Origin of the sequence: Pseudomonas sp. Marseille-Q0931 (genome assembly GCF_940789645.1) — a bacterium.
Taxonomy (GTDB): Bacteria; Pseudomonadota; Gammaproteobacteria; order Pseudomonadales; family Pseudomonadaceae; genus Aquipseudomonas.
Map to the genome: position 1 here is coordinate 1,197,306 of NZ_CALNWT010000001.1, position 19,918 is coordinate 1,217,223.

General features: G+C 63.1%; 22 protein-coding genes. 9 read left to right on the plus strand and 13 right to left on the minus strand.

Translation table 11 applies throughout. The features are described 5' to 3' along the window. Positions 1-71: 71 nt before the first annotated feature. Positions 72-692 carry a phosphoadenosine phosphosulfate reductase family protein gene (locus P3C50_RS05795; RefSeq protein ID WP_197855820.1) on the plus strand — a complete coding sequence of 207 codons (621 nt, stop codon included), beginning with the start codon at positions 72-74 and terminating at the stop codon, positions 690-692. A gap of 60 nt (positions 693-752) precedes the next feature. Here the strand turns inward: P3C50_RS05795 and cysB are convergent, their stop codons facing one another. The 5 genes from cysB to P3C50_RS05820 form a co-directional block, all read right to left on the minus strand. Further along, positions 753-1,727, minus strand: a complete 975-nt coding sequence (gene cysB, locus P3C50_RS05800) for an HTH-type transcriptional regulator CysB (RefSeq protein WP_197855821.1) — start codon at positions 1,725-1,727, stop codon at positions 753-755. A 104-nt stretch (positions 1,728-1,831) separates the two neighbouring features. Then, entirely contained in the window at positions 1,832-2,332 is a 501-nt protein-coding gene (locus tag P3C50_RS05805) for a universal stress protein (protein ID WP_197855822.1), read from the minus strand. A 124-nt stretch (positions 2,333-2,456) separates the two neighbouring features. Then, positions 2,457-3,362 carry a 5'-nucleotidase gene (locus P3C50_RS05810; RefSeq protein ID WP_197855823.1) on the minus strand — a complete coding sequence of 302 codons (906 nt, stop codon included), beginning with the start codon at positions 3,360-3,362 and terminating at the stop codon, positions 2,457-2,459. A gap of 1 nt (position 3,363) precedes the next feature. Next, the gene (locus tag P3C50_RS05815) at positions 3,364-4,320 is read right to left on the minus strand and encodes a putative 2-dehydropantoate 2-reductase (protein WP_275545221.1); all 957 of its coding nucleotides are present in this window, start codon (positions 4,318-4,320) and stop codon (positions 3,364-3,366) included. Continuing rightward, entirely contained in the window at positions 4,320-4,706 is a 387-nt protein-coding gene (locus P3C50_RS05820; protein WP_275545222.1) for a thioredoxin, read from the minus strand. The genes P3C50_RS05815 and P3C50_RS05820 overlap by 1 nt, the downstream gene beginning before the upstream one ends. Here P3C50_RS05820 and P3C50_RS05825 point away from each other — a divergent pair. Continuing rightward, positions 4,705-5,118: a PilZ domain-containing protein gene (locus P3C50_RS05825; RefSeq protein WP_197855826.1), complete on the plus strand. Its 414-nt coding sequence runs from the start codon at positions 4,705-4,707 to the stop codon at positions 5,116-5,118. The two genes, P3C50_RS05820 and P3C50_RS05825, sit on opposite strands and share 2 nt — an antisense overlap. A 201-nt stretch (positions 5,119-5,319) precedes the next feature. Next, complete coding sequence (locus P3C50_RS05830; RefSeq protein WP_275545223.1) at positions 5,320-6,396, plus strand: 3-deoxy-7-phosphoheptulonate synthase; 1,077 nt, start codon at positions 5,320-5,322, stop codon at positions 6,394-6,396. A 92-nt stretch (positions 6,397-6,488) separates the two neighbouring features. On the opposite strand, the gene P3C50_RS05835 is transcribed toward P3C50_RS05830, so the two are convergent. Beyond that, positions 6,489-6,761, minus strand: coding sequence for a GNAT family N-acetyltransferase (locus P3C50_RS05835; RefSeq protein WP_013715766.1), 273 nt, complete (start codon positions 6,759-6,761; stop codon positions 6,489-6,491). 136 nt (positions 6,762-6,897) lie between these two features. After that, a complete protein-coding gene (locus tag P3C50_RS05840) occupies positions 6,898-8,271 on the minus strand; it encodes a GntP family permease (RefSeq protein ID WP_275545224.1) in 1,374 nt (457 codons plus the stop codon). 267 nt (positions 8,272-8,538) lie between these two features. Here P3C50_RS05840 and oprI point away from each other — a divergent pair, with 267 nt between their 5' ends. Continuing rightward, positions 8,539-8,790 (plus strand): outer membrane lipoprotei OprI, encoded by a 252-nt coding sequence (oprI, locus tag P3C50_RS05845; protein WP_003239826.1) that lies wholly within the window; start codon positions 8,539-8,541, stop codon positions 8,788-8,790. A 142-nt stretch (positions 8,791-8,932) separates the two neighbouring features. Here oprI and P3C50_RS05850 read toward each other — a convergent pair whose 3' ends face one another. The 3 genes from P3C50_RS05850 to P3C50_RS05860 form a co-directional block, all read right to left on the minus strand. Beyond that, positions 8,933-9,889 carry a L,D-transpeptidase family protein gene (locus P3C50_RS05850; protein WP_197855829.1) on the minus strand — a complete coding sequence of 319 codons (957 nt, stop codon included), beginning with the start codon at positions 9,887-9,889 and terminating at the stop codon, positions 8,933-8,935. A 72-nt stretch (positions 9,890-9,961) separates the two neighbouring features. Continuing rightward, on the minus strand, positions 9,962-10,243 hold the full coding sequence (locus P3C50_RS05855; protein ID WP_275545225.1) for a hypothetical protein: 282 nt from the start codon (positions 10,241-10,243) through the stop codon (positions 9,962-9,964). A 90-nt stretch (positions 10,244-10,333) separates the two neighbouring features. Beyond that, positions 10,334-10,939, minus strand: coding sequence for an arylesterase (locus P3C50_RS05860; RefSeq protein WP_275545226.1), 606 nt, complete (start codon positions 10,937-10,939; stop codon positions 10,334-10,336). Between the two features lie 11 nt (positions 10,940-10,950). Here P3C50_RS05860 and P3C50_RS05865 point away from each other — a divergent pair, with 11 nt between their 5' ends. From P3C50_RS05865 to greB, 3 genes are read left to right on the plus strand one after another with little or no spacing between them, the layout of a single operon-like run. After that, positions 10,951-11,634 (plus strand): ABC transporter ATP-binding protein, encoded by a 684-nt coding sequence (locus P3C50_RS05865; RefSeq protein WP_275545227.1) that lies wholly within the window; start codon positions 10,951-10,953, stop codon positions 11,632-11,634. After that, positions 11,634-14,138, plus strand: coding sequence for an ABC transporter permease (locus tag P3C50_RS05870; RefSeq protein ID WP_275545228.1), 2,505 nt, complete (start codon positions 11,634-11,636; stop codon positions 14,136-14,138). The genes P3C50_RS05865 and P3C50_RS05870 overlap by 1 nt, the downstream gene beginning before the upstream one ends. A gap of 55 nt (positions 14,139-14,193) precedes the next feature. Further along, positions 14,194-14,691 (plus strand): transcription elongation factor GreB, encoded by a 498-nt coding sequence (gene greB, locus P3C50_RS05875; protein WP_275545229.1) that lies wholly within the window; start codon positions 14,194-14,196, stop codon positions 14,689-14,691. A gap of 26 nt (positions 14,692-14,717) precedes the next feature. On the opposite strand, the gene P3C50_RS05880 is transcribed toward greB, so the two are convergent. Beyond that, positions 14,718-15,026 (minus strand): class I SAM-dependent methyltransferase, encoded by a 309-nt coding sequence (locus P3C50_RS05880; RefSeq protein WP_275545230.1) that lies wholly within the window; start codon positions 15,024-15,026, stop codon positions 14,718-14,720. A 492-nt stretch (positions 15,027-15,518) separates the two neighbouring features. Between P3C50_RS05880 and P3C50_RS05885 the strand changes: the two genes are divergently transcribed. Both P3C50_RS05885 and P3C50_RS05890 read left to right on the plus strand, forming a co-directional pair. After that, positions 15,519-16,472, plus strand: a complete 954-nt coding sequence (locus P3C50_RS05885) for a triacylglycerol lipase (protein ID WP_275545231.1) — start codon at positions 15,519-15,521, stop codon at positions 16,470-16,472. A 97-nt stretch (positions 16,473-16,569) separates the two neighbouring features. Continuing rightward, on the plus strand, positions 16,570-17,595 hold the full coding sequence (locus tag P3C50_RS05890) for a lipase secretion chaperone (RefSeq protein ID WP_275545232.1): 1,026 nt from the start codon (positions 16,570-16,572) through the stop codon (positions 17,593-17,595). A gap of 2 nt (positions 17,596-17,597) precedes the next feature. Here the strand turns inward: P3C50_RS05890 and P3C50_RS05895 are convergent, their stop codons facing one another. Both P3C50_RS05895 and P3C50_RS05900 read right to left on the minus strand, forming a co-directional pair. After that, the gene (locus tag P3C50_RS05895; protein WP_275545233.1) at positions 17,598-18,617 is read right to left on the minus strand and encodes a LacI family DNA-binding transcriptional regulator; all 1,020 of its coding nucleotides are present in this window, start codon (positions 18,615-18,617) and stop codon (positions 17,598-17,600) included. Positions 18,618-18,877: 260 nt separating this feature from the next. Beyond that, positions 18,878-19,891, minus strand: a complete 1,014-nt coding sequence (locus P3C50_RS05900) for a TRAP transporter substrate-binding protein (RefSeq protein WP_275545234.1) — start codon at positions 19,889-19,891, stop codon at positions 18,878-18,880. Between the last annotated feature and the right edge of the window lie 27 nt (positions 19,892-19,918).

Sequence of the window (19,918 nt, forward strand, 5' to 3'; positions counted from 1 at the left end):
TTAGTTATTTAGCCGCATAACCGGGCTTTGTTACCATCGCGCCCTCACGCACTCGATCTGGAGTCCTCAACATGGAACTCGACCTGGACGCGCTCAACGCCGAATTCGGCAACCAGCCTGAAAAGCTGGTGCAGTGGGCCATCGGACTGGGCAAACCCGCCATTTGCACCACCAACTTCCGCCCGTTCGAAGCGGTGATCCTGCATATGGTCAGCCAGGTCAAACCGGATATTCCGGTGGTCTGGATGGACAGCGGCTACAACACCGACGCCACCTACCGCTTCGCCGACGAGGTGACGCGCAAGCTGGGCCTCAACCTGATCACTTACCTGCCCAAGCGTTCGCGCGCGCATCGCGAGGCAATCGACGGGCCCCTGCCTGGCCTGGATGATCCGCGCCACGCCGCGTTTACCGAAGAAGTGAAGCTCGAGCCGTTCGCCCGCGCCCTGCGCGAGACCGCACCAAGCGTCTGGTTCACCGCCCTACGCGCCACCGATACCGCCGTGCGTGCGCAGATGGACCCCATCAGCATCAACCCGGACGGCCTGATCAAGGTCGCGCCGCTGCTGCATTGGTCTTCCAAGGACCTCTACCAATACCTGGTCGCTCACGACCTGCCGAACGAGTTCGATTACTACGACCCGACCAAGGGTGAAGATAATCGAGAGTGCGGCCTGCACCTCAGCCACTGATTGGCACTGGCTGGAACGAACATGGCGCCCAAGGGCGCCATGTTTCGTTTCAGCGTCTGCTCAGTGCATTGGCAACTCGACACCCGCGAACAAGTCTTCGAGTTCGGACTTGTTGTGGCACTGCACGGCTTTGGCCAGCATGTCACGGGTCAGGTGCGGGGCGAAACGTTCGATGAAATCGCACATGAAGCCGCGCAGGAAGGTGCCGCGACGAAAACCGATCTTGGTCACGCTGGGCTCGAACAACTCGTCGGCGTCGAGCACCACCAGATCCGGGTCCAGCTTGGGGTCGACGGCCATCTTGGCCACGATGCCGACGCCCAGATTCAGGCGCACGTAGGTCTTGATCACGTCGGCGTCGGCTGCGGTGAATACCACCTTGGGCGTCAGACCGCGATGACTGAAGGCTTCATCCAGTTTCGAGCGCCCGGTGAAACCGAACACGTAGGTGACGATGGGGTGCTCGGCCAGTGCTTCGAGGGTGAGCTTCGGCAGCTTGGTCAACGGGTGCCCCTGCGGCACTACCACGCAGCGGTTCCAGCGATAGCACGGCATCATGATCAGGTCGTTGAACAGTTCCAGGCCTTCGGTGGCGATGGCGAAATCGACACTGCCATCGGCGGCCATCTCGGCGATCTGCGTCGGCGTGCCCTGATGCATGTGCAGTGACACGTCCGGGTACTGCTTGATGAAGGCACTGATCACTGGCGGCAAGGCATAGCGTGCCTGGGTGTGGGTAGTGGCGATGGACAGCGTGCCCTTCTTCTCGTTGGAGAACTCCTGGGCGATCTGCTTGATGCTTTCGACCTTGCGCAGAATCTCGCCGGCGGTGGTGATGATACGCTCCCCGGCAGGGGTCACGCGGGTCAGGTGCTTGCCGCTGCGGGCGAAAACTTCCACGCCCAGCTCATCCTCGAGCAAGCGAATCTGCTTGCTGATCCCTGGTTGCGAGGTGTAAAGGCTCTGAGCGGTAGCCGATACGTTGAGGTCGTGGTGCGCAACTTCCCAGATGTAGCGCAATTGCTGAAGCTTCATATGTTTCCCTCAGAGCAATAAGGCAGATCAACAGCCGCCAATGCCGTATATAACCATATTGTTGGTTTATTCGAATAGCCTAGAACTTTTTACACATTCCCCCTTTATAGATCGCCATGTCCACGATGCTGGAGCATTGGCACCAGATACACCGGCACCTCCGACAACTGCACGATTCGCGCTGCCGTGCGCCCCAGCGGTATGGTCAGGTCCGTGCCATGGCTGTGACTGCCTACGACCAGCAGATCCACCCCAAGTTTCTGCGCCTCCTCGAGAATCACCGCCGGCGGGTCCCCTTGCAGCACCCGCACCGCACGTATCAGTTGAAGATCCTGCTGACCGTCACCCAGCTCGTCACGAAAGCCCTCCAGTACCCGCTGCTCGATGCTGGCCATGACTGTGTTCAGCCCAGTACGGCGAAGCTCTGCAAGCGTGTCCTCGTCCAGATAGGTCTGCAGCACGGATTCGGCGAACAGGCCCATGGGCTCCACCGCGTGTACTACATACAGGTCGGCCTGGAAGCTGCGCGTCAGTGCGAGGGCATGTTGCAGCACATAGGAGGCATAAAGCCCCAGATCGGTGGCATAAAGTATCGAGCGAATCACGCGGCCTCCTCGACTGCTGGCGCAGGCCCTTGATTGAGCTTAGCAGTGCATCAGACAAAGCAAGATCGGCGAGGTTATTTAGGACGAATGGCTATATACAGGCACCTGAGTGCCTGAATCAGGGTCAAGGCAGCAATTCGTTGCTCACACCATGAGGGACGTGACCGGTCGCCACCACCTGGCGAGCCCTTTCGCAGTGGCCGGTCTGGTCGTCGAAGAACACGTCGGCGGCGAAGGCTTCCAGCACCGCCGACTTGTCCAGACCGCCCAGGAAGAAGGATTCGTCCAGGCGGATATTCCACTCGCGCAACGTGCGGATCACCCGCTCATGCGCTGGCGCCGAACGGGCAGTGACCAACGCTGTGCGAATCGGACATTCGGCTTCGGGAAACTCCTGCTGCAGCGCATGCAGCGCGGCGAGAAAGGGCTTGAACGGCCCACCTGGCAGGGCCTGCCGAGCGGACTCACGCTCGTGGTCCTGAAAGGCATTGAGACCGCCACTCTGATAGACCCGCTCGGAGTCATCGGAAAACAGCACGGCATCGCCATCGAAGGCAATACGTAGCTCATTACTGTTGGCCCGGCGGGTACCGCCGGAAAGTAGCGTGGCCGCACCGAAACCCGCTTTCAGCGCGTTGCGCACATCATCGGCGTGGGTGGACAGAAACAGGTGGCAGCCAAAGGCCGCCAGGTAAGGATCGGGGCTGCGACCACCAACGAAGGCGGCGCGGGAAATGCCGAGGCCGTAGTGCTGGATGGAGTTGAACGCACGCAGGCCGGTATCGGCGCTGTTGCGCGACACCAGGATGACCTCGACGCGCTGATCGCTGAGCCGAGCGTTCAACCCGAGCAGCTTCTCCACCAGCGGGAAGGCGTCACCTGGCATCAGCACTTCGTCCTCATGTTCGATCTGATAGCGACGATAGGCTTCCACCCCCTCGCTTTCGTAGATCTGGTGGCTTTCGCTCAGATCGAACAGCGCCCGTGATGAAATCGCCAGCACCAGTTTGTCCCCCAGCCCCTTGCCCATGTTAAGCCTCCCGGCGAGCCTGAATGAAACGTAGCGCCTGATACAGGGCGCGCACCTTGGGCATGTCGAAACCCGCCACATCCGCAGCCGCCAGCGGTGCTTCATAAATGGCGTGCAGTTCGGCCGGCCGCCCCTGGGCGAAGTCGTGATACATGCTCGGCAGGTAATCGGGCATACGCTGCGTCGCCGCCAGCAGTTTGTCCGCATAGCTTTCCGGCATGGTGTAACCCAGCGCCCGGGCGGCCTGCACCACTTCCTGCATCATGTCGCCGATCAGAGCGCGGCTATCGGCGTTGCCCATCAGGCGCTGCGTGTCGGCATCGAGCAACACCGACAGACCGTTGTACGGGATGTTCCACACCAGTTTCTGCCAGCGCGTCTGCGCCAGGTCACGCATCGCTGCAGAGTCCACGCCGGTGCTGCGCAGCAGGCTCGCGCCCTCCTCGGCCAGCGCCAGGCGCGCCTCGTCGTCATCCTGCGGCCCAGAGTGGTAGGCCAGATTGATCGCCCCCAAAGCCTGATGCTCGATCACACCCGGCGCACTGCGGTGAACGCAGATGTAGCAGAGCCCACCCAGCAGGTGCAGATCGTCACTCAGCAGCGGACGCAGCTCATCCTCCACCGCCAGGCCGTTCTGTAGCAGCACCACCTTGGCGCCAGGCGCCGCGGCCTTGGCGATCAACGGCGCCAGCTCGGCATTGGCCGTGGTCTTGGCTCCCACCAGCAGCCAGTCGCATTGCGGCATGTCATCGATATGCTGATAGGCCTGCACTGGCGCCAAGTGCAGGGCGCCGTGCACGCTGCTGTTCAGTTGCAGGCCACGCTCGACAACCGCAGCGTATTCGCTGCGCAGCAAAAAGTGCACGTCATGCCCGGCACGTGCGAGCAGCATGCCGTAGAAGCCGCCGATGGCACCGGTGCCGATGATGCCGATACGCGGCGCGGGGGATTGGGACATCAGGGAAGCTCCTCAGCCGGGCGAAGCAGAGCCTCACCAATGGCGGTCAGCAGATCGGGATGGGTAAGGTGCGCCTGCAATGCGCCAAAGAAATGGCCATCCTTGACCAGAAATAACGAGGGCAGATGGAAAACCTCGTAGCGTGTCACCAATCCGGCGTTATGCCCGGCATCGATCCAGCACAGGCGCTCGACCGGAAGCGGCATACCAGGCAGTGCCTGACGCGCCCAACGACAGCTGGCACAGCCCGTGCTTGTGAACACCAGTAGCGAGGTACCGGGAAGATCGAGCAGGCGGCGGTCAGCATCCAGATCGGTCAATTCCAGTTGTGTCGCTATACTGAAGCCACTGATATCAGTTTGCCTGCATTCGAGGTCGGTGTTCATGCGTAAGTTTCTGCGTCATCCAAGCGACATGCCGGTGGAACTGATCCTGCGCAGACAGGCCTGCATTCCCCGGCAACGGCTGAACAATATCAGCCTGGGCGGGGTTGCATGCAACTCGTTACGCGGCTTTCGCCGCGGTACTTCAATCGAATTGCGCATCCCGCTGCTAGGCGATCAGGCGCGCTATCCCGGGGTGGTGGCCTGGTGTCGGCGCCAGGAAAACGATTACCTAGTGGGCATCGCCTTCCTTGATGAGGACACCTTGTTCCGCGCACGCATGGTCGAACAGGTCTGCCAGATCCAGCATTACCGCCAGCAGCTAGAGCAGGAATCCGGCCAGGCCATCGCCATCGAGCAATGCGCCCAGGACTGGATCGCCAAGCATGCCGCCGGGTTTCCCTATCTGGCTTGAGCACGGCGCAGCCATCATCCGTCCGCTATCAAGTCACTTCATTGCCAATCGATGAGCCCCATTGAACTTAACGCCCATTGTCGCGCAGCCCTGTACGCGCTAAGGTTCGGCTCCCCCTGCGCCAACTAGCTGTGCACCGCCATAGGGGATCGCTGGCGGCCGGCACCCGTGACCTGACGACCTGACCCGATGAATAGCACGATGGCAGATTTACCGATCGACGACCTCAACGTCGCTTCCAACGAAACCCTGATCACCCCCGATCAGCTGAAACGCGAAATCCCCCTGACCGATGCCGCACTGAAGACCGTCGCCCATGGTCGCCAGGTGGTACGCGATATCCTCGACGGCAAGGATCATCGCCTGTTCGTGGTCGTCGGCCCCTGCTCCATTCACGACATCAAGGCCGCTCACGAGTATGCCGAGCGCCTCAAGGTGCTGGCTGCCGAGCTGTCCGACAGCCTGTTTCTGGTCATGCGCGTGTACTTCGAGAAGCCGCGCACCACGGTCGGCTGGAAAGGCCTGATCAACGACCCGTATCTGGATGACTCGTTCAAGATCCAGGATGGCCTGCACATCGGCCGTCAACTGCTGCGCGACCTGGCGGAAATGGGCCTGCCCACCGCCACCGAGGCGCTCGATCCGATTTCCCCGCAGTACCTGCAGGACCTGATCAGCTGGTCGGCCATCGGCGCCCGTACCACCGAATCCCAGACCCACCGCGAAATGGCCTCGGGCCTGTCCTCGGCCGTCGGTTTCAAGAACGGCACAGACGGCGGCCTGACCGTGGCGATCAACGCGCTGCAGTCGGTCTCCAGCCCGCACCGTTTCCTTGGCATCAACCAGGAAGGCGGCGTGTCCATCGTCACCACCAAGGGCAACGCCTACGGTCACGTGGTACTGCGCGGCGGCAACGGCAAGCCCAACTACGATTCGGTCAGTGTCGCCATTTGTGAGCAGGAACTGACCAAAGCCGGCATCCGTCCGAACATCATGGTCGACTGCAGCCACGCCAACTCCAACAAGGACCCGGCCCTGCAGCCGCTAGTGCTGGAGAACGTGGCCAACCAGATCCTCGAAGGCAACAACTCCATCGTCGGCCTGATGGTCGAGAGCCACCTGGGCTGGGGCAACCAGTCGATTCCGAAGGATCTGTGCGACCTCAAGTATGGTGTATCCATCACCGATGCCTGCATCGACTGGGACGCCACCGAGAAGAGCCTGCGCTGCATGCACGCCAAGCTCAAGGATGTGCTGCCCAAGCGTTCTCGCGGCTGAAGACAACATGGCAAAGAAAACGCCGGGCAATGCCCGGCGTTTTCTTGTTCGTTCGTCAAGCGGGATTGTTTCGCCGCCCTTGAGAATTGCGCCTATTGATGCCGCGCACGACGCTCCATGTAGCGCTCGACGTAGGAGCATGACGGAATCACGGTATAACCCTTGCCCTCGGCATACTGCAAGGCATGCTCGGTGAGTGCTGCAGCAATGCCGCGGCCACGCAGGGCGTTGGGTACGAAGGTGCGGTAGATGTCCAACGTCTGCTTACCCAGATCCATATAGGCCAGATAGGCACGATCACCATCGACGGTTGTCACGAACTGGTGACTCGCCTGGTCATGGTGGATGGACAACCCCTCGCTCATCTTCACTCCTCTAGCCGCAACCGTTAGCGGCGCATCTGCTTTTACTTCATACCGGTGCTTTGGCAAAAGCGCAAACTGCTTCTGCACATGCGATCGGCCAAGCTTATCAGGCGCAGAACGGCCCAGCCACGGGCAATCAGATACTCAACAGCGCAATGCAGAGCAACGCCGCTATCACAGGGATCAGCACCGTGATGACGAAGATGTCCTTGTACGCCTGCCTGTGCGTCAAGCCCATGATCATCAGCATGGCGATCACCGCGCCGCAATGCGGCAGCGAATCCAGGCCGCCGGCGGTAATGTTGGCGATACGGTGCAGCACCTCCGGCTCCACGCCCATTTCCAGGTAGCGCGGCGCCAGGGTCTGCATGAATATCTGCAAGCCACCGGAAGAGGAACCGACGATCCCCGATACCACGCTGACCGAGGCGAACACCGACAGCAGTGGCGGCAGGTCCACGGCCAGTATCCATTGGGCGAACTGGGCAAAACCTGCAGTCTGGGTAACGACCCCACCAAAGCCGATCACCGCCGCCGTATTCAACAGCGGCATGATCGAATCGTCCGCCCCCTGCCCCAGCAAACCCAGGGTATTGCGGCGCAAGGCCGGGAACATCAGCACAGCGACGCCAGTGGCGATCACCAGCGCCAGACTGGGCCAGAGAATCGGCTGCGCCTGACTGAAGCTCAGCAGCCCACCCAGTGCACCCTCGCCCGGCAGGACAGCACCTGACAGGGCAAGCAGGCGCGGCAAGAGAATGATGCCCAGCACCACGATGATCGGCACCAGCGCCAGGCCCCAGTGCGGCCCGCTACCTGGTGCGCCGGCGAGCTGCTGCATGCGCTCGTCCTGCGCGTTGGGCTCGAAGCCCTCGCCACGCTCGCGCGCCAGGCGCCACTCCCGCTGCAGATAAGCCATACCCAGGGCGATCATCACCAGCGAAGCGAATAGCCCGATCCAGGCACCGGCGAACAGGTCGGTACCCAGCGCACTGGCGGCGATCACGTTGTGAATCGATGGCGAACCGGGTAACGCCGTCATGGTGAAGGTACCGGCACCGAGCGCCGTGGCGGCGCAGAACAGGCGCTTGGGCAGGTTGGCTTCGCGCATCAGAGTGATGCCCAGCGGATACATGGTGAAGATCACCACGAACACCACCACCCCACCGTAAGTCAGCACCGCACACACCAGCATCGCCACCCACAGCGTGCGCTGCGTACCCAGCCCGCGGGTAATGGCCTGCGCAATGCTGCCGGCCGCCTGGCTGGCCGCCATGACCTTGCCGAAGATCGCCCCACAGAGAAACAGCACGAAGAACTTGCCGGCAAAGGTAAACGCACCCAGTGGGCCGAATGGAAAATGTTCAAGAAGTGCACGAGGTACGGCGACACCATTGCTCAGCGCCACCAGAATCGAACACAGCAATGCTGCGATGAAAATGTTCACGCCGCGCAGCGCCATGAAGATAAGTAGCGCCAGGCCCAGCAAGAGCCCCAAATTCCCAAGCATCGCCATTCCCCTCTTTATTGTTTTAGTTCCAAGCCGGGACAGTTATAACAGTTCGTACAGCCGCTACTGTATGGATTGCGTAACTGACTGTTTTTTAGCCAGCCCCCGTGAGCCGTGCCCTGTAGCCGCCGGGTCAAAGAAAAAAAACTGCAACTCTTGCCCTGGCTCCGTTTACTTACTAAAACTAATAGGTAGTATGTACGCCGGCTAATTTCCCGCAGTTGGGGAATTGCTTTTTATGGAAAACTCCACCTCAAGGGGAACACGATGAACAACGTTCTGAAATTCTCTGCTCTGGCTCTGGCCGCAGTTCTGGCTACCGGTTGCAGCAGCATGTCCAAAGAAACCGAAGCTCGTCTGACTGCTACCGAAGACGCAGCTGCTCGCGCTCAAGCCCGTGCCGACGAAGCCTACCGCAAGGCTGATGAAGCTCTGGCCGCTGCTCAGAAGGCTCAGCAGACCGCTGACGAAGCCAACGAGCGTGCTCTGCGCATGCTGGAAAAAGCCAGCCGCAAGTAATTGCGACTCGTTTTTTCGAAAGCCGTCCCAGGCAACTGGGGCGGCTTTTTTATTGCCTGCGACGGACACTGAACAGCTCCAGCAATCAGGCAATAAAAAGCCCGCCGACATGATTGCGGGCGGGCTTTCAGTGACTCGAAAATCAGAACGGGTTGTCGCTGCTGGCGACCACGCTCTCGGTTTGTGCGGCGATAGGCACCGGCATGCCGTCTTCGGCAGCGACCACTTCGCGGACCATTTCCCAGTCCAGGCGCAGGCCGCTGAGTTCGTCGCGCTTGAGCAATGCATTGATCACCGCCGTATGTTTGTCGACAACGGACGGATCGCCCTCGTCATCGAGCGGCGCGTGGGCCTCCAGGTAGATCTTGCCGCCACTGACGCCGAACTTGTACGGCTCGTTCAGAATGCGTACCGGAGTGCCGACCGGCACCATGTCTGCCAGTTCCAGCACGTTGTGATTGAGCATGCGGAAGCAGCCATGGCTGACACGCATACCAATACCGAACTTCTTGTTCGAACCGTGGATCAGGTAACCCGGGAACGACAGCGTCATCTTGTACGGCCCCAGCGGATTATCCGGGCCAGGCGGCACCACGGTGGGCAGGATGTCACCCTCGGCAGCGTGCTCTTCACGAATGGACTTGGGCGGATACCAGGCCGGGTTCGGCGTCTTCACCGTCACCCGGCCGGTGCCCAGCGGCGAACCCCAGCCTTCCCGGCCGATGCCCAGCGGAAAGGTGTGCACCACGTTCTGCCCCTTCGGGAAGTAGTACAGGCGATACTCGGCCAGGTTGATCACGATGCCCTCGCGCGGGCCCGGCGGCAGCACATAGCGCGTCGGCAGGATAACCTCGGTGCCCTCGCCAGGCAGCCAGGGGTCGACGCCCGGATTGGCGGCGACCATTTCCAGATAGCCAAGATCGTTTGCCGTTCCCAGATCGGCGAAAGTGTCCTCGTACTTGGCCGTGATCACTTGTACCTGGCCCACCACATCTTCGCCTGGCGGCGGCAGTGGAAGTTCGAGAGCCTGAGCTGCGGCACTGGAGCACAGGGCGACCAGAGTCAGGCAGCGGTTGACCGCAGAAAAGCGCGACAACATCCGGGAATACCTTGAAAAGAGTTGAGTGATATTGCGGCGATTGTACACCGCCGTTGGAACGCCTGGCAGACCTCAGCCATCCGCCCAGTTCGAGCACAAACCCTGGCGCTGCGCCTCGAAGGTAGCCAGGCAGGCAGAACAGAGTCGACGATCGCGCAGCCAGACCTTTTCCAGCGCACGCCAACGTGGCTGCGCCGGTAACAAACCGCCACACAATGTGCGATCGGCATGCCCACCCAGGCGCAATTGGCGAGCCACCAGGTGCACGCGCACCTCACGGCAGGCGAACAGATCCAGCTGCTCGTCTGGCTCGATCAGTTGATAGGCATAAAGGGTCCAGGCGGGACGCGGCATCTGGGGCTCCGTGACAGGTCGGCCACATTAGCCGAAAGGCTTGAGGCGGAAAAGCCTCCAGCCATTCAGTTTCCCTCAGCGATGAGGCGGTTACAGCAAGGGCTTGAGCGCCGGCCAGGCATTATCCAGCAGCACGGCCTGTGCGTCCTGAGTCGGGTGAATGCCATCGGCCTGCATCATCCCCGGCACACCACCGACACCCTCGAGGAAGAACGGCACCAGTGCAACCTGCTTCTGCTCGGCCAGGTCAGCGAACACCTGGGCAAAAGCCGTGGTGTAGCGAGCACCATAGTTCGGGGGCAGGCGCATTCCCAGAAGCAGCACTTTGGCACCGGCCGACTGCGAGGCGTCGATCATCGACGCAAGATTCTGTTGCAATTGTGCGGGGGGCTGGCCACGCAGGCCGTCGTTGCCGCCCAGCTCGATGATGACCAGCTCCGGCTTGTGTTCGGCAAGTAGCGCAGAGAGCCGTGCGGCGCCGCCTGCGCTGGTGTCGCCGCTGATCGAGGCATTAACTACGGAGTGCTCGAAACCCTCTTCCCGAAGGCGTTTCTCCAGCAGCGCGACCCATCCCACCCGGCTATCCAGGCCAAAAGCGGCGCTGATACTATCGCCGACCACAAGCAGGGTGCCTGCAACCGCTCCCTGAGCCCAGAACATCAGGGTCAAGGCACCACTGAGCCACCATGCACGCATTTGGAATCTCCATGACTTCGAGCATTCTCGCTGCGCGGAACCTTAGCAAAGTGGTCAGCAGCGCGGAAGGCGAGCTGACCATCCTCCATGATCTCGATCTCGAACTGAGCAAAGGCGACAGCCTGGCCATCGTCGGTAGTTCCGGGTCCGGCAAATCCACCCTGCTCGGGTTGCTCGCCGGCCTCGACCTGCCCAGCGGCGGCGCCGTGCTGCTGGCCGGCAAGAACCTCAGCGAACTCGATGAGGACCAGCGTGCGCGCCTGCGCGCCGAGCATGTCGGCTTCGTATTCCAGTCGTTCCAGTTGCTCGACAGCCTCAATGCGCTGGAAAACGTGATGCTGCCGCTGGAGCTGGAAGGTCATGCCGATGCCCGCCAGCGCGCCCGTGCATTGCTCGAACGCGTAGGCCTCGGCCAGCGTCTGACGCACTACCCACGCCAGCTGTCGGGCGGCGAACAACAGCGCGTGGCCATCGCCCGCGCCTTCGCCGCCGAGCCGGACGTACTGTTCGCCGACGAACCCACCGGCAACCTCGACAGCCATACCGGCGAACGCATCAGCGACCTGCTCTTTCAGCTCAACCAGGAGCGTGGCACCACCCTTGTGCTGGTCACCCATGACGAACGCCTGGCACACCGTTGCCAGCGCCTGATCCGCCTGGAAGGCGGGCATCTGATCGATCGCGTGGAGCCCTGATGAAACGCGTGCCCTTCGCTCGCCTGTTTTCGCTCGCTGCCCGCCAACTGCTGCGCGACGCCCGCGCCGGCGAGTTGCGGGTGCTGTTCTTCGCCTTGCTGGTCGCTGTGGCAGCCAGCAGCGCTATCGGCTATTTCGGCGCGCGCCTGAACGACGCCATGCTGCTGCGCGCCAGCGAATTTCTCGCCGCCGACCTGCGCCTGAGCGGGAGCTCGCCGGCCAGCCAGGAGCAGATCGATGCCGGCCTCAAGCTGGGCCTGGATCATGCCCAGGCGGTGGAGTTTTCCAGCGTGGTCGCCGCAGCGGATGGCATTCAGCTGTCCAGCGTCAAGGCAGCCAACGACGCTTACCCGCTGCGCGGTGAATTGCGAAGCGCAGCCGAGCCCTACGCATCAGAGGAAGTGGGTTCCGGCCCGCGCCCGGGAGAGGTCTGGGCCGAGGCACGCCTGATGGTCGCGCTGAACCTGAAGATAGGGGATGAGCTGGAGATCGGCGCCAAGACTCTGCGTCTAAGCCGCGTGCTGACCTATGACCCGGACACCGCTGGCGATTTCTATAGCCTGACTCCGAGGGTGCTGATGCACCTGGACGACCTCGCTGCGACCGAGGTCGTGCAACCCGGCAGCCGTGTGCGCTTTCGCGAACTCTGGCGCGGCGATGCCGACGCACTGGCGGCCTACCGTCAGGCCGTCGAAGCCGGCCTGGAACCCAATCAACGCCTGGACGATGCGCGTGATGGCAATCGCCAGGTCGGTGGCGCACTCGGCCGCGCCGAACGTTATCTGAACCTGGCCAGCCTGGCGGCGGTGCTGCTCGCCGGTGTCGCGGTGGCCCTGTCTGCCGCACGCTTCGCGGCGCGGCGCTTCGACGCCAGCGCCCTGCTGCGCTGCCTCGGTCTATCACGGCGCGAAGCACTGGCGCTGTTCGGCCTGCAATTGGCGCTGCTCGGGCTGATCGCCAGCGTGCTCGGCGCGCTGCTCGGCTGGGCCGGTCAGCACGTGCTGTTCTACCTGTTACGCGGTCTGATCCCCGATGATCTGCCACCTGCCGACCTGTGGCCCGCTCTCGCCGGAATGGCCACCGGCCTCGTAGCGCTGGCCGGCTTCGCCCTGCCGCCGCTGGCGGCTCTTGGGCGCGTGCCGCCGCTGCGCGTGCTGCGCCGCGACATGCTGCCGGTGCCGGCGGGTTCCTGGCTGGTATACGGCGCGGCGCTGGTCGCGCTGGGCCTGATCATGTGGCGTCTGAGCCTGGACCTGCGCCTGACCCTGGCACTGCTCGGCGGTGGCCTGCTGGCGGCGGTAGTGCTTGGCGGCCTGCTGTTGCTCGGCTTGCAGAGCCTGCGCCGCATGCTGCAGCGCGCCGCGCTGCCCTGGCGTTTGGGTCTTGGACAACTGCTGCGCCATCCATTGGCCGCCGCTGGCCAGTCGCTGGCGTTCGGCCTGATCCTGCTGGCCATGGCGCTGATCGCCCTTCTGCGTGGCGAGCTGCTCGACACCTGGCAGGACCAGTTGCCGGAGGATGCGCCCAACCACTTCGCCCTCAACGTGCTGCCGGCAGAACGCGATGCCTTCGCCGCACGCCTAGCCGAACTATCGCCACACCCGGCGCCGCTGTATCCGGTGGTGCCCGGTCGGCTGATCATGATCAACGACGAGCCGGTGCGCCAACTGGTGACCAAGGAAAGCCGCGGCGAGCGCGCCATCCAGCGCGACCTGAGCCTGACCTGGGCCGAAGAGCTGCCATCGGACAACCTGATCACCGCCGGCAATTGGTGGGGCGCGGCGCACGCCAGCGAACTACCTGGCGTTTCCGTCGAGGCCGAGCTGGCTGAAAGCCTGCAGTTGAAACTGGGCGACCGCCTGCGCTTCAATGTCGGCGGCATCGAGCGCGAAGCGCAGGTCAGCAGCCTGCGCCAGGTGGACTGGGACAGCTTCCAGCCCAACTTCTACATGATCTTCGAGCCGCAGACCCTGCAGGACCTGCCCGCCACCTACCTGACCAGCTTTTACCTGCCACCCGGCCAGGACGCGGAATTGGTCACCCTCAGCCGCGCCTTCCCCAGCGTCACCCTGCTGCAGGTCGACGCACTGCTGGCGCAACTGCGCAGTATCCTCACCCAGGTCACCCTGGCCATCGAGTACGTGCTGCTGTTCGTACTCGCCGCCGGCATTACCGTGCTCCTGGCCGGACTGCAGGCCACGCTGGACGAGCGCATTCGCCAGGGTGCGTTGCTGCGTGCCTTGGGCGCCGAGCGCAAGTTGCTGATCAGCGCCCGCCGTGCCGAGTTCGGTCTGCTGGGCGCTGCCGCCGGCCTGCTTGCCGCGCTGGGCTGCGAGCTGGTGAGTTTCCTGCTCTACCGTTATGCCTTCGACATGAGCTGGCAGCCTCACCCCTGGTTGCTCCTGCTGCCCGTGATCGGCGCGCTGCTGATCGGCCTGGCCGGCGTACTCGGCACCCGCCGCGCTCTGAATGCCAGCCCCCTGAGCGTATTGCGCGAAGGCTGAGCCTGGAGGAAGGGGTTTGCTAGACTGGCGCCCCTTTGCCCCTCTAAGAGACACCATGAGCCGCTATCGCCCCCCTCGCCCCGCCGGCACGCCCTTGATCACGCCTGAAGGCGAAGCGCGCCTGCGCGCCGAGCTGCACGAGCTGTGGCATGTGCGCAGGCCACAGGTGACGCAATCGGTCAGCGAAGCGGCGGCCCAGGGCGACCGTTCGGAAAACGCCGAGTACACCTACGGTAAGAAGATGCTGCGCGAAATCGACAGCCGCGTGCGCTTTCTCACCAAGCGCCTGGAAAAGCTCAAGGTGGTCAGCGAAAAACCGTCCGATCCGAACAAGGTGTACTTCGGCGCCTGGGTCACCATCGAAGACGAGGACGGCGAACAGTCACGCTACCGTATCGTCGGCCCTGACGAGCTGGATCTGAAGCAGGGCCTGATCAGCATCGACTCGCCACTGGCGCGCGCCCTGGTCGGCAAGGAACTGGACGCCGAGGTTCGCGTGCACAGCCCCAGTGGCGAGAAGACCTGCTACATCGTCGAGATCGACTATTCCTAGACACTGCCCCGCCCTACGTCAGCATATTAGCGCCGGGTAATCAGCCCCTGACGCGCCACACGCACCAGCTCACCTACGGTTTGCGCCAGATCCTCGGCGCACGGGGCCTGGATCACCGCCAGGTCGAAGCTGTCCCGCGCGAAGCGGCTCAGCGATTCGCCGTTCTGTACGAACTGGATGCGAAACGCACGCGACCCGGCCCAGCGCTTGGGCCAGCCTTCGAGATAACGCAGCAAGGTGGGCTGATGGCTACCGCCGAGCAGCACGCGCGGATTGCGCAGCAGCAGGCCCGAGGTGATGGGCGCCAGGCGAATAAGGGGTTGGGGACAGATCATGGTCGAGTCTCCGCCTCGAGAATCCCGCTGGGCAGCGGTGGGAGGCGACACCGAACCAGCGCTTTAGCGGAATTTCAGGTGCTGATGACAACACCCTGTGGCGCCCCGCAAGTAGCTGTTTAAATCGGCGCAGGGCGCATCCTAGAGAAGCCCACGGCAAACTGTCAAGGCGCGCTCCGCTGCCAGCCTGACCTTTGATTGGCCGACGGCCCACGCGCCGCTATGCCGGTCCCCCGAAACCCTCGCCATCCGTCCTCGGACAGCGCAATGTGCGGCCATGCGCGTGCTACGGTGTGTCGGCACGTAACAGAACTTAGCCGACGTTATCGGCACACGATAGGCTCAGTAGCAAGCAAAGTACCGGAATAGAGGCCTTACGCAAAAATGCTGGGCAATGGCATGTTTCCTGCCATCGTTCTTGCGCCGTACGTGCCACGGGATGGGTGCGATCGCCTGGCAGGAAGCTTTCCAATCAATCCATCGAGAGCGCCCATGAAGAACAATAAAACCCTGCTCGCCCTCTGCCTCGGCGCCGGCCTGCTCGCCAGCGGCCAGACCCAGGCCGCCTGGTTCGGCTCCTCAGGCTACACCCAGACCCAATATCCCATCGTCCTCGGCCACGGCATGCTCGGCTTCGACAGCATCTTGGGCATCGATTACTGGTATGGCATTCCGGCCGCCCTGCGCCGTGACGGCGCCAGCGTCTATGTCACCGAAGTCAGCCAGCTGGACACTTCGGAAGCGCGCGGCGAGCAATTGCTGCAGCAGGTCGAGGACATCGTCGCCATCAGCGGCAAGGGCAAGGTCAACCTGATCGGCCATAGCCATGGCGGCCCGACCACGCGCTACGTCGCTGCGGTGCGTCCGGACCTGGTCGCCTCGGTCACCAGCGTCGGCGCACCGCACCGGGGCTCAGCCACTGCCGACTTCCTCAAGGGCATCAGCGATGGACCCACCGGCCCGGTCGCCACCCCGCTGCTTGCGGGCATCGTCAATGGCCTGGGTACGCTGATCAACTTCCTCTCCGGCAGCTCCAGCACCACGCCGCAAAATGCCCTGGGTTCGCTGGAATCGCTCAACAGCGAAGGCGCAGCGCGCTTCAACGCCAAGTTCCCGCAGGGCATTCCCACCAGTGCCTGTGGCGAAGGGGCCTATAGCGTGAACGGCGTGCGCTATTACTCCTGGAGCGGCACCAGCCCGCTGACCAACGTGCTCGACCCCAGTGACCTGCTGATGGGCGCGTCCTCGCTGACCTTCGGCAACGAGGCCAACGACGGCCTGGTTGGTCGCTGCAGCTCGCGCATGGGCCAGGTGATCCGTGACAACTACCGGATGAACCACCTCGACGAGGTCAACCAGACCCTGGGCCTGACCAGCCTGTTCGAGACCGATCCGGTGACGGTCTACCGCCAGCACGCCAACCGCCTGAAGAACGCCGGGCTCTGAACTGCTGTTGCTCGCAGGGTGCGCACAACGCACCCTGCGAGGTATCAGCGCTGAGCAACGGTTCGGATCGCGATCCGACGTCTTACTGGAACCTGCCGTGAAGAAAGCCCTGTTCGCCCTGCCTCTACTGATCGCCGCCAGCCTGGCGTTGATGCTTTATCTACAACCCGGGCACCAGCCCACTCAACTCCCTTCTCCCGCCGCCGTGATGGCGCCGCCATCCGCAGCAGAGCCGACTGCCGAGACCACAGCGCCGCGCAGCGAAGACAGACCGAACAAGGCTGCCAGGCTGGCCCTGCCCAGCTCCTTTGTCGGCACCGAAGTCGACGGCAGCTTTCGCGTCGATGCTGCCGGCAATCTGATCGTCAGCGAGGATATCCGGCGGATCTTCGATTACTTCCTCGCCAGCATCGGCGAAGAAAGCCTCGATGCCAGCGTTTCGCGGCTACGCAAATACATCGACAGCCGGCTTCAGGAGCCATCGCGAGCCCGTGCCCGGACGCTGTTGGAGCAGTACCTGAGCTACAAGCGTGAGCTGGTGCTGCTTGAGCGTGACCTGCCGCAAATGGCCAGCCTGGATGCCATGCGCCAGCGCGAGAGCGCCGTACAGGCCTTGCGCGCGCGCCTGTTCGACAACGAGACGCACCTGGCCTTCTTCGCCCGCGAGGAAGGCTATAACCGCTTTACTCTGGAGCGCCTGGCCATCCAGCACGACGCCCGCATGAGTCCCGAAGAAAAAGGCATTGCCGTCGACCGCTTGCGTACCTCCCTGCCCGAAGAGCTACAGGACGCCGTACTGCCGCAACTGCAACAGGAACTACGGCAGAACACAGCGCGGCTGCAGGCCGAGGGCGCCAGCGCAGCGCAGATCCGCCAGATGCGCCAGCAACTGGTCGGTGCAGAAGCCACCACGCGTCTTGAGGCGCTGGATAGCCAGCGGGAGAATTGGCAGCAACGTCTGGGCGACTACATCGCCGCGAAAGCGCGTATCGAGGCCAGCGAAGGCCTCAGCAGCGGAGACAAGCGTGCAGCGATCGAGGCTCTGGCTGCAGAACGTTTCGATGAGCGCGAACGCCTGCGTCTGGATGCCGCCGAACAGTTGGCGGCGAGCAAGAAGCAGTAGCGTCAGGCGCTGTCGCGCATCACCAGTTCGAAACCGACGTCGATACAGTGCTGCTCCGGCGTTTCACCGCGCATCAGCGCCAGCAGCATGTTCGCCGCCAGCTCGCCGATACGACCGCGCGTGGTGCGCACCGTGCTCAGAGCAGGATGCATCCAGGCCGCCGCCGGCAGATCGTTGAAGCCGGCGATAGCCAGGCGTCCCGGCACGTCCAGGCCCAGCTGGCGCGCACGGAACAGCGCGCCCATGGCCAGGTCGTCGTTGTTGAAGAACACCGCATCGATCTGCGGTTGCTGCGCCAGCAGGCGATCGAGCAACTCGGCGCCCAGGCCGATCGACGACAGCTGCGGCGTCAGCAGCTCCAGCGCCGGATCATGGCGATTGAGGTACTGCATCACCTGGCGATAGCCCTCGGCGCGCTGCAGGGTACGCGGGTCGAGCTGCGCCGCGGCGAAGGCGACGTGACGATAACCGCGCTGCACCAGGGCACGGGTCATGGCAGCGCCGGCCTCGACCTGCGAAAAGCCGACGCAGTAGTCCTCCGGCTCTTCGCTCAGCTCCATCAGCGTCACCAGCGGGCAGCTGCTGGCACCGAGGATTTCACGCGCCGCATCGCTGCGCTCGAAGCCGGTGACCAGCATGCCCGCCGGCTGGTGCGCCAGGTAGGAACGCAGCAGGCGCTCGTCCTCCTCGACCCGGTAGTGGCTGACGCCGATCATCATCTCGAAACCGGCCGGCATCAACACGCGCTGGATGGCCTCGACGGTATCGACGAACACCGAGTTCGACAGCGACGGAATCACCACCGCCACCAGGTTCGAGCGCGAACTGGCCAGCGCCCGCGCAGCCGGATTGGGCACGTAGCCCAGCGCCTGCGCAGCCCGCATCACCTGTTCACGCAGCGCATCGGACACCCGCCCCGGCTGCGACAACGCGCGCGAAGCAGACATCAGCGAGCAACCCGCAGCCTTGGCCACATCGGATAGGGTGACGCGTTCAGCGGACCGGCGACGGCGTTGAGTCATAGCGCCTCCATTGTTTACCAGCGGGCGATTCTACCAGCCCCGCCAGTGAATAAAGCGCGGGACACGCCGCCCGGGGTAGCGCCACCATGCAAGGAGCGTTACCACCTGCGTGCCCCGCTAAACCTCGAACCTGACCAGCTTTGGCTGTGCGCTACCTGGCCTGAGCCTGAGCAAGTTCTTGCAAAGCTTTGCTGCGCTCCAGCCCTCTCACATAAATGGGCGAGGGGGCCAAGCGCGCAGCCTTAACTGAACAGCATTGCTTACAAAGCAGCCTTCTCGGCTCCGGCCTGAACCTGATCGAACAGCTGCTGGCCGACCGTGTCGACGACCTTCTGGATCGCCGGCGCGGCCTGGTCACGCATGCGCTGTACTTCGGCCGGCTCCACTTCGTTGATCTGCATGCCCTTCTCCTTTAGCTCGGCCAGGGCGCGAGCTGCTTCCTCGCGGGTGTCCTTACGCTCGAAGTCGCGTGCCTTCTTGGCCGCCTCCAGCAGGATGTTCTGCTCGGTCTGCGATAGGCCGTCCCACCAGCGCTTGGACACGGTGACAATCCACGGGCTGTACACGTGGTTGGTTACGGTCAGGTACTTCTGCACTTCGTAGAACTTCGAGGAGAGGATGGTGTTGAACGGGTTTTCCTGGCCGTCGACCGCCTTGGTCTCCAGCGCGGTGAACAGCTCGGAGAACGGCAGCGGCACGGCGTTTGCGCCCATCAGCTTGAAGGTCTCAAGGAATACCGGGTTGGGCATCACGCGCAGCTTGACCCCGGAGAAGTCCTCCAGCTTGTTGATCGGACGACTGTTGTTGGTCAGGTTGCGGAAACCGTTCTCCCAGTACACCAGGCCGACCAGCCCCTTCTCTTCCAGCTTGTCCATGACCTGGCGACCGACCGGACCGTCCAGTACCACATCGGCCTGCTCGGCGCTGCTGAACAGGAACGGCGTGTCCCACACCGCCATTTCCTTGGTGATGCCCACCAGCGTTGCGGTGGAGCCGACCATCATTTCCTGCGCACCGCCAATCAGCGCGCTCTGCATCTGATCATCGGAACCCAAGCTGGCGGCACCGAAGGTACGCACCTTGAGCTTGCCGTCGGAGGCCTTGGCCACCTCCTCGGCGAACAGCTTGGCCGCGCGGCCCTGGTTGCTGTTCTCGTTGAGGCCGTAACCGAAACGGATCATGCGCGAACGCACGTCATCGGCGTGAGCGGTGAAACTGGCGAGCGGGCTGCACAGCATGGCAGCGGTGAGGATGGCGAGCAGCGGACGTTTCATTGGGTCTACCTCTTATTGTTGTGGATG

Excerpts from the sequence above, each read along its gene's own strand:
- P3C50_RS05795 (WP_197855820.1), top strand. The coding sequence starts at position 72 with ATGGAACTCGACCTGGACGCGCTCAACGCCGAATTCGGCAACCAGCCT.
- cysB (WP_197855821.1), bottom strand. The coding sequence starts at position 1,727 with ATGAAGCTTCAGCAATTGCGCTACATCTGGGAAGTTGCGCACCACGAC.
- P3C50_RS05810 (WP_197855823.1), bottom strand. The coding sequence starts at position 3,362 with ATGGGCAAGGGGCTGGGGGACAAACTGGTGCTGGCGATTTCATCACGG.
- P3C50_RS05815 (WP_275545221.1), bottom strand. The coding sequence starts at position 4,320 with ATGTCCCAATCCCCCGCGCCGCGTATCGGCATCATCGGCACCGGTGCC.
- P3C50_RS05825 (WP_197855826.1), top strand. The coding sequence starts at position 4,705 with ATGCGTAAGTTTCTGCGTCATCCAAGCGACATGCCGGTGGAACTGATC.
- P3C50_RS05820 (WP_275545222.1), bottom strand. The coding sequence starts at position 4,706 with ATGAACACCGACCTCGAATGCAGGCAAACTGATATCAGTGGCTTCAGT.
- P3C50_RS05830 (WP_275545223.1), top strand. The coding sequence starts at position 5,320 with ATGGCAGATTTACCGATCGACGACCTCAACGTCGCTTCCAACGAAACC.
- P3C50_RS05835 (WP_013715766.1), bottom strand. The coding sequence starts at position 6,761 with ATGAGCGAGGGGTTGTCCATCCACCATGACCAGGCGAGTCACCAGTTC.
- P3C50_RS05840 (WP_275545224.1), bottom strand. The coding sequence starts at position 8,271 with ATGCTTGGGAATTTGGGGCTCTTGCTGGGCCTGGCGCTACTTATCTTC.
- oprI (WP_003239826.1), top strand. The coding sequence starts at position 8,539 with ATGAACAACGTTCTGAAATTCTCTGCTCTGGCTCTGGCCGCAGTTCTG.
- P3C50_RS05850 (WP_197855829.1), bottom strand. The coding sequence starts at position 9,889 with ATGTTGTCGCGCTTTTCTGCGGTCAACCGCTGCCTGACTCTGGTCGCC.
- P3C50_RS05855 (WP_275545225.1), bottom strand. The coding sequence starts at position 10,243 with ATGCCGCGTCCCGCCTGGACCCTTTATGCCTATCAACTGATCGAGCCA.
- P3C50_RS05860 (WP_275545226.1), bottom strand. The coding sequence starts at position 10,939 with ATGCGTGCATGGTGGCTCAGTGGTGCCTTGACCCTGATGTTCTGGGCT.
- P3C50_RS05865 (WP_275545227.1), top strand. The coding sequence starts at position 10,951 with ATGACTTCGAGCATTCTCGCTGCGCGGAACCTTAGCAAAGTGGTCAGC.
- P3C50_RS05870 (WP_275545228.1), top strand. The coding sequence starts at position 11,634 with ATGAAACGCGTGCCCTTCGCTCGCCTGTTTTCGCTCGCTGCCCGCCAA.
- greB (WP_275545229.1), top strand. The coding sequence starts at position 14,194 with ATGAGCCGCTATCGCCCCCCTCGCCCCGCCGGCACGCCCTTGATCACG.
- P3C50_RS05880 (WP_275545230.1), bottom strand. The coding sequence starts at position 15,026 with ATGATCTGTCCCCAACCCCTTATTCGCCTGGCGCCCATCACCTCGGGC.
- P3C50_RS05885 (WP_275545231.1), top strand. The coding sequence starts at position 15,519 with ATGAAGAACAATAAAACCCTGCTCGCCCTCTGCCTCGGCGCCGGCCTG.
- P3C50_RS05895 (WP_275545233.1), bottom strand. The coding sequence starts at position 18,617 with ATGACTCAACGCCGTCGCCGGTCCGCTGAACGCGTCACCCTATCCGAT.
- P3C50_RS05900 (WP_275545234.1), bottom strand. The coding sequence starts at position 19,891 with ATGAAACGTCCGCTGCTCGCCATCCTCACCGCTGCCATGCTGTGCAGC.